General features: G+C 71.4%; 13 protein-coding genes. 8 read left to right on the top strand and 5 right to left on the bottom strand.

Annotated features, from left to right (window positions below):
• Positions 1-732 (top strand): enolase C-terminal domain-like protein (locus tag U4E84_RS14625; protein ID WP_322532851.1); only part of this gene is annotated, 732 nt, incomplete at its 5' end.
• Between the two features lie 65 nt (positions 733-797).
• Here the strand turns inward: U4E84_RS14625 and U4E84_RS14620 are convergent.
• Positions 798-1,208 carry a halocyanin domain-containing protein gene (locus tag U4E84_RS14620; protein ID WP_322532850.1) on the bottom strand — a complete coding sequence of 137 codons (411 nt, stop codon included), beginning with the start codon at positions 1,206-1,208 and terminating at the stop codon, positions 798-800.
• A 113-nt stretch (positions 1,209-1,321) separates the two neighbouring features.
• Between U4E84_RS14620 and U4E84_RS14615 the strand changes: the two genes are divergently transcribed.
• On the top strand, positions 1,322-1,780 hold the full coding sequence (locus U4E84_RS14615; protein ID WP_322532849.1) for a DUF5799 family protein: 459 nt from the start codon (positions 1,322-1,324) through the stop codon (positions 1,778-1,780).
• A 30-nt stretch (positions 1,781-1,810) separates the two neighbouring features.
• Here the strand turns inward: U4E84_RS14615 and U4E84_RS14610 are convergent, their stop codons facing one another.
• The 3 genes from U4E84_RS14610 to U4E84_RS14600 form a co-directional block, all read right to left on the bottom strand.
• Positions 1,811-1,960 (bottom strand): hypothetical protein, encoded by a 150-nt coding sequence (locus U4E84_RS14610; RefSeq protein ID WP_322532848.1) that lies wholly within the window; start codon positions 1,958-1,960, stop codon positions 1,811-1,813.
• A 69-nt stretch (positions 1,961-2,029) separates the two neighbouring features.
• Positions 2,030-4,120 (bottom strand): hypothetical protein, encoded by a 2,091-nt coding sequence (locus tag U4E84_RS14605; RefSeq protein WP_322532847.1) that lies wholly within the window; start codon positions 4,118-4,120, stop codon positions 2,030-2,032.
• A gap of 102 nt (positions 4,121-4,222) precedes the next feature.
• Positions 4,223-4,672 (bottom strand): pyridoxamine 5'-phosphate oxidase family protein, encoded by a 450-nt coding sequence (locus U4E84_RS14600; RefSeq protein WP_322532846.1) that lies wholly within the window; start codon positions 4,670-4,672, stop codon positions 4,223-4,225.
• 153 nt (positions 4,673-4,825) lie between these two features.
• On the opposite strand from U4E84_RS14600, the gene U4E84_RS14595 reads away from it, so the two are divergent.
• Entirely contained in the window at positions 4,826-5,836 is a 1,011-nt protein-coding gene (locus U4E84_RS14595; protein ID WP_322532845.1) for an aminoglycoside phosphotransferase family protein, read from the top strand.
• Positions 5,837-5,864: 28 nt separating this feature from the next.
• Here U4E84_RS14595 and U4E84_RS14590 read toward each other — a convergent pair whose 3' ends face one another.
• A complete protein-coding gene (locus U4E84_RS14590; RefSeq protein WP_322532844.1) occupies positions 5,865-6,662 on the bottom strand; it encodes an aldo/keto reductase in 798 nt (265 codons plus the stop codon).
• A gap of 173 nt (positions 6,663-6,835) precedes the next feature.
• Between U4E84_RS14590 and U4E84_RS14585 the strand changes: the two genes are divergently transcribed.
• The 5 genes from U4E84_RS14585 to nosD form a co-directional block, all read left to right on the top strand.
• Positions 6,836-7,738 (top strand): helix-turn-helix domain-containing protein, encoded by a 903-nt coding sequence (locus tag U4E84_RS14585; RefSeq protein ID WP_322532843.1) that lies wholly within the window; start codon positions 6,836-6,838, stop codon positions 7,736-7,738.
• 91 nt (positions 7,739-7,829) lie between these two features.
• Entirely contained in the window at positions 7,830-8,210 is a 381-nt protein-coding gene (locus U4E84_RS14580; protein WP_322532842.1) for a BlaI/MecI/CopY family transcriptional regulator, read from the top strand.
• The gene (gene nosZ / locus U4E84_RS14575; RefSeq protein ID WP_322532841.1) at positions 8,207-10,285 is read left to right on the top strand and encodes a TAT-dependent nitrous-oxide reductase; all 2,079 of its coding nucleotides are present in this window, start codon (positions 8,207-8,209) and stop codon (positions 10,283-10,285) included. Before U4E84_RS14580 ends, nosZ begins: the two co-directional genes overlap by 4 nt.
• Before the next feature lie 33 nt (positions 10,286-10,318).
• Positions 10,319-11,149, top strand: coding sequence for a hypothetical protein (locus tag U4E84_RS14570; protein WP_322532840.1), 831 nt, complete (start codon positions 10,319-10,321; stop codon positions 11,147-11,149).
• A partial coding sequence (nosD, locus tag U4E84_RS14565; protein ID WP_322532839.1) for a nitrous oxide reductase family maturation protein NosD occupies positions 11,149-12,513 on the top strand: 1,365 nt, incomplete at its 3' end. The genes U4E84_RS14570 and nosD, both read left to right, overlap by 1 nt.

The following is a 12,513-nucleotide window of genomic DNA, read 5'->3' as shown; positions in this document are numbered from 1 at the left end:
CGCCCGACGCCCGCCGACCGGGTCCCGGTGAACGCGACCGTCGGCGACGGCGACCCCGAAGCGACCGCCGCCGCGGCGAAGCGGGCCGTCGACGAGGGGTTCGGCTGCGTGAAGGTGAAGGTCGGCGCGAGACCCCTCGCCGCCGACGTCGAGCGCCTTCGGTCGGTCCGGGAGGCGGTCGGCGACGACGTCGCGCTCCGGGCCGACGTGAACGGCGCGTGGGACGCCGCGACCGCGCGGGCGGCGCTGGAGTCGTTCGCGCCCCTGGGGCTCGAGTACGTCGAACAGCCGCTCCCCGCGGCCGACCTCGCGGGCGCGGCCGGGCTTCGGCGCGAGTCGGCCGACGACGCTGCCGCGCCGCGGGTTCCGATCGCACTCGACGAGTCGGTGGCGCGTCACGGCGTCGGCGCGGTCCTCGACGCCGACGCCGCCGACGTCGTCGTGTTGAAGCCGATGGCGCTCGGCGGGCCGGACCGCGCGCTCTCGGCGGCGACGCGCGCGCTCGCGGCCGGCGTCGAGCCGGTGATCACCACCACCGTCGACGCGGTGGTCGCGCGGACCGCCGCGGTCCACGTCGCGGCCGCGGTCCCCGATGTCGCCCCCTGCGGGCTCGCCACCGGCGCGCTGCTCGCCGAGGACCTCGCGCCGGACCCGTGCCCGGTCGCGGACGGCGAGGTGTCGGTGCCGGAGGGCCCGGGGCTCGCCGGCGACGCGTTCGACGGGCTCCGCTGAGGGCGACGCGGCCGCCGTTCGTCCCGGCCCGCGGCCGCGCGTCGATCCGCTCCGCGGCCGTCCCGCTACCCCTCGACGACCTCGACGGTCCCCTTCATGTCCCGCGTCTGGTGAGGGGTACAGACGTACTCGTAGGTGCCCGGTTCAGTGAACGCGTGCTCGAACGTGGCCCCCTCCTCGGCGACGAGGTCCGACTCGAAGGCGCCGTCTCCGGCGACGACGTCGTGGCTCCCGCCGACTCCGGTCCACTCCCAGACAACGGTCGTGCCCGGGTCGACGCGGACGACCGCGGGCGCGAACGCGAACCCGCCGTCCGCGCCGACGTCGACCGTGACGGTCTCCTCGCCGGTCCGATCGACCGGTTCCGCGTCCTCATCTTCCTCTCCGGGGAGGAGCGCGCCGGTACAGCCCGAGAGTCCGGCGGCTGCGACGGAGCCGGCGGCCGCGAGCAGCTCGCGTCGCGTTCGCACGTTCATGCCGGAACGAGGGACCGGACGGGTTAAAACGTCCCGAGCCGCGACGCACGGAGTGCTTCGCGCGAACGGCGACGAGGGAAAGCGGCTTGTACCGTCACGGCCGAATGACGGGTATGAGCGAGTGGACCGACGCCATCGTCGGGGAGCGCATGACGGTCGACAACCAGTTCACCGACCGGGTGGCCGCCTCGCGCTTCTCCAGCCAGGAGTGGGGGCTGATCATGACCGCAGCCGAGTTCGAGATCGAGGACGCCGACGACCCCGAGGCCGCCCGCATCGTCGCCGACACCTCCAGCCTCCCGGCGATCATGCCGGAGCTGGAGAACGTCCGGTCGCAGGTCGCCGCGATGGGCGGCGCGCCGTCACAGGGGTCCGGAGGCGGTGGGTCCGGCGGCGGCCTCCTCGATTCGATCAAGGGCGCGCTCGGCCTCGGTGGCTCCGACGCCGACGGTCCCTCGGACGAGGAGCTCGACGCGGCCGAGCGGCTCGTCCAGGAGTACGCCGACGAGCTCCAGGCGCACCTGGAGGACAAGGGTCGGTGGGAGCAGGTCAGGGTCGCGTATCAGGAGTGAGGGACTCTCGGCCGGCGGGCGCTCGCCGCGTCACTCGATGTCGCCGCTACGGAACAGCGTCAGCTCCTCGGCCTCGTAGATGCTGATCAGCTCGCTGACGATGTCGTCGTACTCCTCGTCGTCGACTCGGAGCGCGTCGAGCCGTTCGACCGTCTCCTCGTCGAGGTGGACCTGGGGCATACGCGACGATTCGTCGGCTAGGTAATAAAAACACTCGGTGGACACCATCGAGTGGCTCCGGAACGGCGCCTACTCCGTCCAGTACTGTTCCGGACGAGGGTGGTCGTCCGACCCGTCTCGTAACAGGCGTCGAACGCGTACCTCGAGTTCCGTCTCGGTCAGTTCCTCGCTCGGGAGAACGGCCTCGTCACCGACCCGTACGAGCCCGTCCGGCTCGGTGCGCCACTCCAGTAGTTCGGCCGTGGTCAACGATGCCCGTTCTCTCTCGGACAGCCCTGCGAGTTCGGTCAGATCGGAGAAGTAGTCGCGTATCACGATGTAATCCGTGCCGAGTCGAGCCAATACCGTAAGTATCGAAGATCGGACGGTTTGGTACGTGTTCCCATCGAAGGATTCTATCGAGATATCACTCACCGGGAGCCCCTGATTCGACGCGATCACGCCCGCAGGATCTCCGACGATCCGACCGCGGTCGTGGGGAGCGCCCGTGGAGAGACGAACGCTCGCAGCGAACGGAACCCCGGCGGCCAGCAGTCCGACTGTCTTTCGGAGTCGGTCCGGAGTCAGCGGGTCTTCGGACACCACGGCCCCGAGCCCACCGTTCTCGACCGCGACGACTCCGTCGTCGACGGCGTCCGTGTCCTCGAAAATCGTCAGCGCTGGCGCGTCGTCGAGGGCCGCGAGCGCGACCGGGCCGTCGGACGCGGTGACCTCGCCGCTCTCGACGGGGAGCCCGCAGTACGCGATATCGACGTCGGGATCCGAGAGGACCGCCGCGGCGGTCTCGGCGTCCGGCCGGTCGAGCACCTCCCACTCGCCGACTCCCTCCGGCACGGCCGGATCGGAGAGGACGCGACGGAGCGCCGCCCCGCGCTCCCGCGAGCCGGCCAGCGCGACGACGCGCACCTCGCCGCGCGCGGCGATCGTCCGGCGAAGCCGGTTCTCGTAGCTCGCAGTCGTCAGCACCGACGTGCCCGCGGGAAGCGGGTCGTCGTCCGGATCCGGCACTCCGCCCGACGGCGCGAGCCACGGCGACGTCGCGAGCGCCGTCGGGGCGTCTGGATCGGGAGGCTCGGCCGCGCCGCGCACCCGCACCGGCGCCAGTACGTGCACGAGGTGCGGGAGGAGCTCGGCGCCGGCGGGGCCCGGTCGGAGCACGGCCTCGGTCGGCCAGTCCGGCGCGTAGGGCGCGACCGTCTCGGGACAGACCTCGAGGTACTCCATCAGCCGGTCGCTCATCGATCGGTCTGCGAGCTTCGGCGGGTAGAACGGGAGTTCCGGACCGACCTGCTCGTACTCGTACCGGTCGGAGGGAACGTACCCCTCGGTCCGCGCGAGCGTGTCGAGGAAGAACCACGTCCGGAGCAGCTCCTCCGCGCGCTCCTCGAGCGCGACCCCCTCGGTCGGCAGCGACTCGACATAGCCGGTGTCGAGCCGGATCGCGGGCGCGTCACCGACGACCATCCGCGCGCCGAGGTAGTACGAGAGCGTCGAGAGCCGGTAGACGTCCGCGTACTCGGGGCGGACGACCACCTCGACGCCCGTGTCCGGGGCGACGAGCGGGCTCGGGACGTCGAGCTCGTCGCCGCGTTCGATCCGCGGCGGGTACCCGCGGAGCGTCGGCCACGAGCGCTCGGGGGAGAACTCCTTTATCGACGAGCCGAGCACCGAGACCGCCTCCGCCAGCGCGACCGGGTCGTCGGGGACCGTGATCGTCGCCTCCGGCCGAGCGTGGAGCGACCGCGCGCCGACCGTAACGGTGATCGGCCGATCGAACCCGACGTCGACTGGCCCGGAGTCGGCCATGCCGGTCGTCTCGGCCGCAACGTCGGGGGCTCGGATCAGCACCTTGGTCGCCCCGCTGACGTCGACGCAGTACGATCCCCGCGGGAGCTCCATCGGCTCGTCGAGCCGCGCGACGAACTCGCCGTCGGCCGTGCGGACGCTCACTGACGAGTACTCGGGGACCGAGATCGATCCCGCCTCGAAGCTGATCGCCCTGTCGACCGGAAACGGAAACAGGTCCGTGAGCGCGGGCTGCGGCTCGGGCTCGCGGTCCAGTACCAGTCGGAGCTCCGTCCCCTCGATCGCGTCGCGAACGCGGAGCGTCTCGCCGTCGACCTCGAACCCCACTCGCCCACCGGACGCGTCGCCTGTCACTGTCAAGTGATGTATCTTCAACAGATATCAGCGTGTCGGTGCTTTCTCGGGATGTGACATCGCTCCCCCCTGAGAACCGAATTTTCACCCATTAGCGTGAATTCAAACTCCGGTACTGGACTCCGTTCGACCTGTCAGCTCGTCGGGGACGAGTCGATGGAACTCGAACGCGACGTCCTTCGGGGGCCGGCCGAAGACGTCCACGAGCGGGATGTGGACCTTCTGAAGCCCCTCCAGCGACTCCGCGGCGACCGACGCCTCGGTGGTCTCTTCCAACCGACCCTTCGCGATGACGCTCTGCCACCCGTCGTCTCGCTGTCCGTAGACAACGAACGTCACGTGGCGGCCGGCGACGTCTCCCTTGTCGCTCTCGGGCCCGACGGCGAGCCTGAAGTAGAAGGTCGCCTCTGAGGCGTCGTAGCCGTAGGAGACCGGCACGGAGTGGGGCGGTTCGTCGTCCGAACTCGGAAACGAGATGACGCCGGTGCCGCCGGTGCCGAGGAACGCATCGCGCTCGTCGGCGTCCATCGCTATCGACGCTGTGTCACTCATAGTGAATACTACGGCGGACGCGATCATAAGTGTCTCCCCGAGGACACCGCAGAACCCTCGGAGAGACGCTCCGGTGACGACGATGGGTTCACCACGCCGGCAGACGGGCGCAGTGACGGCAGTCTTAACAGCCGACAGACGCGACTCGCCGTCATGAACGAGGCCGTGGCGACCGTTCTCGGCGAGGCGTTTCCGGACCGGTCGGTCGAGCGCCTGACCGCCGCGGGCGTCTCGTGGAACGGCGCCAACGAGACGGTCGGCGTCGTCTTCGCGGACGGCGCGCGGGCGTTCTGCAAGGTCGCGGTCGACGGCGACGGCACCCGGGTCGCTCGCGAGCTCGCGGTGTTGCGGCACGTGACGACCCGGCGACCCATCGCGGCGCCGGAGGTGCTCGCGGCCGACTCGGGCGCGGGCGTGCCGTACCTGATCACGGCGCCCGCGCCCGGACGCGAGCTCCTCGGCGTGTGGGAGGAGCTGGGGGAAGGTGACGGTGGAGAAGCCGACAGGGAGGCGCTGCTCCGGCGCGTCGGCGCGACGCTCGCGACGCTCCACGCGGCGCGGTTCGATCGACACGCCGAGATCGTCGGCGGCGACGGTCGGGGCGGGCTCGACCTCGACCCGGCGCCGTGGCCGGACGTGCTCTTGAAAACGATCGATCGAACCCGCGAGATCGGCACGTCGGAGCGGCTCGCCGACCACTACGACGCCGTGATCGACTGCGTCGAGGCGAACCGCGACCGCCTCTGCGACGCGCCCGCGGCGCTGCTCCACGGCGACGTCGCGATGCCCAACCTCTTCGTCGACGATGCCGGGGCGGGACGCGGCGGCGGGGTCGAAGAAGACGACGGGCTCGCCCCGATCGACTGGGAGCTCGCCGACGTCGGCGATCCCGCGCGGGACCTGGTGCGGGCGGAAGACCAGCTCCTCAACGGGTTCGACAGCGAGGGCCCGGAGCGGTACGCGGCCGCCCTCCGGGCCGGCTACCGCGAGCGCGCCGGCGGGCTCCCCGAGGGGTTCGCGGCCCGGCGGCCGGTGTACGAGGTCGTCCGGATGCTCGGGCGGTCGGGGTTCATCGACCAGTGGACGACCCACCTCGACGAGCCGACGGACGCGCTCGTCGAGCGGGCGGAGGCGGAGCTGCGGGCGCGGCTGGCGGCGGTGTGAGGGAGGGTCGAGCGCGGCCGACCGCTTCTCAGCGGTTCCAGGCCGCGTCGTCGGGATCGATCCGTCGGGCGCCGGGCGTCAGCGCGTCGACGGCGTCGAGCGCCGTCTCGGGGACGTCGACGTCGACGGCGCGGCGGTTCTCGGCGACGTGGTCGCCCGTGGCCTTCGGGATGGGCGTGACGTCGCGGGCGAGCGCCCACGCGAGCGCGAGGACGGCCGGCGGGCAGTCGTTGCGCTCCGCGATCGCGAGGAACTCCGCGTCGTCGAAGAGGTCGCCTCGCGCCAGCGGCGAGTACCCGACGAGCCGGTGGTCGAGCTCGGCCGCGAGCGCGCGGAGCTCGGGCTGTCGGAAACGGGGGTGACACTCCACCTGGTGGGCGGCGATCGGCGCGTCGAGGATCTCCCGGGCCTCGCGGAGCAGCTCCGGCGTGAAGTTCGAGACGCCGACGTGGTCGGCGAGCCCCTCCTCGCGCAGCTCGTCGAACGCCGGGAGCGTCGCCGCGGCGTCGTACGCCGCGATCGGCCAGTGGACGTACAAGAGGTCGACGCGGTCGAGTCCGAGCCGGTCGAGGCTCTCGCGCGTCGTCTCGCGGACGTCGTCGGGCGCGAGGTTCTCGGGGTGGACCTTCGTGGCGACGACGACGTCCTCGCGGTCGACGGCGGCGGCCGCGATCCCCTCGCCGACCGCGGCCTCGTTGTCGTACATCTGTGCGGTGTCGACGTGGCGGTAGCCGGCCTCCAGGGCGGCGGTCACGGTGGCGGCGCACGTCTCGGGATCGTCGAGTCCGGAGGTGCCGAGCCCGAGCGGCAGGTCGAGTGGCGGCATACCGTGGGTACCGGCCGCGAACGCAAAAGGGTGCGCTCACCGGAACGGACCGCTGGCTTCCGGCGGTCCCGCGTCGCGGGGGACGGGGCCCGGGGCCGGATCCGGCAGTGGCGTTTTCACCGGCCAGGAAACCCCTCGGCCCTATATGAGTCGGGGAGCGCGTAGGTCCGCACATGACCGCCGGGATTCACGTCGAGCTCGCGGTGTCGGCCTGCGACGGCTGCCCCGTGGCGGCGCTCTCGTCGAGCACCGCCGTGGAGGACCTCCGGGTCGATTCGGGGGACGACCGCGTCGAGTTCGTCGCCGCCGACCCGCCCGAGGACCCGCCGAGCGGACTGGATCTCGTCGAGTTCGCCGGCCGGGCGCACGGCCGGTACGAGATCGCGTGTGGGCGGGAGGGGGCCGGTGGGTGCCGCGCAACTGACGACGCGGCGACCGTTGGGGGCCGCGCAACTGACGACGCGGCGACCGTTGGGGGCCGCGCAACTGACGACGCGGCCACCGACGGCGGTGTGGTGGTAGCCCCGCCCGGTGCCAGGGCCACGGCAGAGGTGCCGAGTGCCCGACCGGAAGCGGACGCGCTCGACGGTCCCGACGGGGCTGCCGGCGCCGCCTCCGCGGACGGCGAAGGCCCCTGCACCGACTGTTCCTGCGGCGGGCTCCCGCGGGCGTTCGGGAACTTCCCGGTGTCGCCGCGGCGGACCGAGATGACCGACGGCGAGCTCCGCGTCTCGTTCGTCCTGACGGGCCACGAGGAGCTCCGGGCGATCGTCGACGAGTGCGAGGCGGCCGGCCTCGACGTCGAACTGCGACGGCTCTGCGTCGACCGGGGGAACGCCGACGACGGGGAGGGCTCCTGCGGCGACGTCGTCCCGGTCGACCTCGCGGGAGTCACCGACCGACAGGCGGAGATCGCGGCGGTCGCCGCCCGGAAGGGGTACTTCGAGGCGGGCGGCGCGTCTGCGGACGAGGTCGCCGCGGAGTTCGACCTCGCGAAGTCGACGGTGTCGGAGCACCTCAGAACCGTGACGGCGGCGCTCTTCTCACAGCTGTTCGGCGACGGCGGCAGTACTTAAACCCCCGAACAGTTCGCCGGCAGATACCCGGGAGGTTCGACCGTAGTGATCAGTAGCGGAGTCGAACCGATCGGTTCGGCTCCGTCCACCCATGACCCAGTGGACACAGCTCGGACCGCGGGAACGCGAGCTCCTCGCCGTCCTGCGACGCGCGGACGGGGGCCTCACGACCCGCGACCTGCTCGACGCGGTCGTCAGCCGCGGCGACGACGTCGCGTACACGACGGTCAAGCGGACCGCTGACCGGCTCGTCGAGAAGGACCTCGTCGAGCGCGAGACGGAGCGGTACCGCGGGACCCCGCGTCACCGCTACCGCTTCGACGCGGACGCCGCCCGGGACCGGCTCGTTCCGGAGTTCGTCGACGAGCTCCGGACGGTGCTCGGCGACCCGGCGGTCGAGCGGATCGCTCGGACGGTCCGAACGGACGACGACGGCGCCGACGGCGGGGCCGACGCCACCACCAGACAATGACCACACACCCCAACGAGAGCGACGAGCGGACGGAACGGACCGACGAACACGACGACGCGGAGTCGGGGGAACCGACCGCAGCCGACGAGGAGGGGGCCGCCGCCGCGGCCGACGACGAGCCCGAGATCGTCGACGGGCGGACGATCGAACACCTGCTCACCGACCACGAGCGTGACATCGCCGCCACCGCGAAGGGCACCGACGCGACCGCGGCGAAGCGGCCGACCCTCGATCTCCCGCGGTTGGAGCTCGGACGGCGCGACTTCATGAAGGCCGGCGCGGTGGCCGGTGCGATGGGGTCGCTCGCGGGCTGTACGAGCATCCTCGCGGACGAGGACGGCGAGGACGACGGGGGCGCGGCCGCGAGCGGCGACCACACGGTCCCGCCGGGCGAGCACGACGAGTACTACGGGTTCCTCTCCGGCGGCCACACCGGGGAGATCCGCGTCGTCGGCCTCCCGTCGATGCGGGAGCTGATGCGGATCCCGGTGTTCCAGGCGGAGAGCGCCCGCGGCTTCGGTCACGACGCGAGGACGAGCGAGCTCCTAGAAGAGGCCGGCGGCTACACGTGGGGCGACACCCACCACCCGCGGGTCTCCCAGACCGACAACGACTACGACGGCCGCTGGCTGTTCGTCAACGACAAGGCGAACGGGCGGATGGCCCGCGTCGACCTGAAGTACTTCGAGACGGACGCGATCACGAACGTCCCGAACTGTCAGGGGGTTCACGGCGCCTGCATGCAGCTGCCGGACACGCAGCTCGTCTTCGGCGTCGGCGAGTTCCGCGTCCCGATGCCGAACGACGGACGCGACGTGGACGACCCCGACGAGTACGGCTCCGTCCTCACGGCCATCGACCCGGAGACGATGGACATCGAGTGGCAGGTCCAGGTCGACGGCAACATGGACAACGGCGACGGCGGCAAGGAGGGCCGCTGGTTCTTCGCGACCGGCTACAACAGCGAGGAGGGGGTCACCGAGGCGGAGATGACCCGCTCCGACCGCGACTACGTGAAGGCGTTCGACATCCCGGCGATCTGGGACGCCGTGGAGAACGGCGACTACGAAGAGATAAGCGGCGTCCCCGTCGTCGACGGGAGGAAAGAGAGCTCGCTCAACCAGGGCGACCGCCCGATCGTCCGCTACGTGGCGACGCCGAAGAGCCCCCACGGGATCAGCGTGACGCCCGACGGAAAGTACGCCATCGCATCCGGGAAGCTCGACCCGAGCTGTACGGTCATCGGGGTCGAGGAGATCGCCGAGGTCGACGACCCGCAGGACGCGATCCTCGGGCAGCCCCGGATCGGCATGGGGCCGCTCCACACCGCCTACGACGACCGGGGGCACGCGTACACGACGTGTTTCATCGACTCCGTCGTCGTCAAGTGGGACTACGAGGAGGCCGTCGAGGCCGAGGCCGGGTCGGAGGAGCCGGTCATCGAGCGCCACGACGTGCACTACAACCCCGGCCACCTCATCGCCGCCGAGTCGTACACGGCGTCGCCGCAGGGCGACTACCTCATCTCGCTGAACAAGCTCTCGAAGGACCGGTTCCTCCCCGTCGGACCGATCCACCCGGAGAACGACCAGCTGTTCTACATCGGCGACGACGACGCCGGGATGCAGCTGATCAAGGACAAGCCGTCGTACCCCGAGCCGCACGACGCGAGCGTCGTCCACAAGGACAAGATCGAGCCCGCGAAGACGTGGGACCCGGACGACTACGAGCTCGACTTCGTCGAGGAGGGCGACGAGTCCTTCGAGCGGGTCGACGAGAACACCGTCGAAATCGAGATGTGGGCGCGCCGCAACGAGTTCGCCTTCCCCGAGGTCGAGCTGCGGGAGGGCGACGAGGTGACGATCCGGATCTCCAACGTGGAGACCACCAGCGACGTGATCCACTCGCTCGCCATTCCGGAGTACGACATCAACCTCGCGCTCGCGCCTCAGGACACCCGCGAGGTGACGTTCACCGCCGACGAGCCGGGCGTGTTCTGGGCGTACTGCGCGTACTTCTGTAGCGCGCTCCACCTGGAGATGCGCTCGCGGATCCTCGTGCAGCCGGACGAGTAGCCCGCCTCCCACCACTCCCCCACTCCCCACACCATGACACCCGCATTCGACCGATTGACCGAGCTCAGACGGGCGCTGCCGGTGACGGCGGCCGTGCTGTTCGTCGCCGCGCTCGCGGTTCCCGTCTGGAAGATCGCCTTCGAGGCGCCCCAGTACCCGGAGGGGCTGCTCGTCGAGCTGTACGCGTACCCGCGGCTCGGCGGCGACTACGCCGAGGTGCAGTCGCTGAACCACTATGTCGGGTTCTACTACCCGGACCCGGTGTTCGTCGAGCCCAACTACGCGGTCCACCCCGAGGCGATCGCCGCTCCGGAGTGGATCCTCGGTCCGGTCGTGTTCCTCGCGGTGGCGGCCGCGGGGGCCTTCGTGGCGGTCGCGCCGACGGAGCGGAAGCTTCGGCTCGGCCTGCTCGGTCAGCTGATCGGGGCCGCGGTGGCGTTCCTGGGGACGTTCGCGATCGTCCAGTACCGCCTGTATCAGGCCGGTCACGCGCTCGGCGAGGACGCCCCGGTCACCGGCGTCGACGGGTTCACGCCGCCCCTGCTCGGCGCCTACGAGATCGCCAACATCAGCGGCGTCGCGTGGCTCGGTCCCGGCGGATACATGGCCGGGCTCGGCTTCCTGCTGCTGATCGCCGCCTTCCTGCTGCGCGGCTCGCGGATCACAATCGGGGAGACGCCCCGCGCCGTCCGTGCGCGGCTTCCGGGCGGTGACGGCCGTGACGAGACGCGCGAGGACGGCGCCGACGAGCCGGTCGAACCGACCGCGGAGCGCACCGAACCGACCGCAGAGAGTGCCGGATCGACCGCGGAGCGCATCGAACCGACTTCCGCGGGGGACGACCGCCGGACGGAGGTGGGCTGATGACCCGGCTCCCGTCGATCGGCGGGATCGCCTCGGCGCGCGCGGTGCTGGTCGCCGCCGCGGTCGTCCTCGCGGCCGTCCTCGGCGGCGTCGTCGCGGCCGACGCCGCGAATGGGACCGACGCCGCGAACGGGACCGGCGCGACAGACGCCGCGAACGGGACCGACGAGTCCGTCGTCGACCCGCCGACGCACGACCCGGACCGGCCGACGGAGTCCGGCACCGCGATCGTCGTGCGCGGGGGAGACGGGGCGAGCGACGGAGCGGACGCCGAGACGTACGACGACCTGAACGCCGCGGTCGACGCGGCGGAGCCCGGCGACACGGTGGAACTCGCGGGGGTCTTCGAGCCCGCGGAACCGGTCGTCGTCGACGAGCCGAACGTGACGGTCCGGGCGGACGCGACCCACGGCGCCCTGATCGACGGGGCGGGCGACGACACGGTTGTCTCGCTGCGAGCGCCGAACGCGACGGTCGAGGGCGTCTGGATCGACGACTCCGGCGAGGACCTGGAGTCGGAGGACGCCGGCGTGTACGTCGGCGAGAACGCGACCGGAGCGACGCTCTCGGAGCTGTACCTCACCGACGTCGCGTTCGGCGTCTGGGTGAACGGCGCCGACGAGGTGACCGTGGCCGACTCGCGGATCGAGGGCACCGAGGCGCCGCGGTTCGCGAACCGCGGCAACGGGATCAACCTTTGGGAGACCGAGGGGACCGAGATCCGCGACACCGAGATCACCGACGTGCGCGACGGCATCTACTACTCGTGGGCCTCAGACGTCGAGGCGACGGGGAACACGCTGTGGGACCTGCGGTACGGCGTCCACTACATGTACTCCGACGACAACCGGATCGCGGACAACGTCGCCTTCGAGAACGACGTGGGGTACGCGCTGATGGTCAGCGAGTCCATCGAGGTCGTCAACAACACCGCGGTCGCGAACCGCGGGGAGAGCGGGCACGGGATCCTGCTCAAGGAGATCGACCGCAGCCGGATCCGCGACAACGACCTCGTCGCCAACGACAACGGGCTGTTCCTGTACAACGCCCAGCACAACGAGGTGCGCGGGAACCTCCTGTACGCGAACGGGGTCGGGATCCACCACTCGGCGGGCACCGAGGACACGACGGTCGCCGGCAACGGGTTCGTCGAGAACGACGAGCAGGTGCTGACGACGACCCGCGACCTCGTCGCGTGGAACGGGAGCGACCGCGGGAACTACTGGTCGGACGCCCGCGCCGCCGACACCGACGGGGACGGCCTGAGCGACGCGCGTCACCGACCCGCTGGCGCCGCCCAGCTGCTCGTCCAGGAGCACCCGGCGGCCGCCGTCTTCGCCGACTCGCCGGAGTTCGACGCAATC

The sequence above is a fragment of the Halorubrum sp. AD140 genome, from assembly GCF_034497445.1.
In the GTDB taxonomy this organism is placed as follows: domain Archaea; phylum Halobacteriota; class Halobacteria; order Halobacteriales; family Haloferacaceae; genus Halorubrum.
This window is presented reverse-complemented; position numbering and strand designations above follow the sequence as displayed.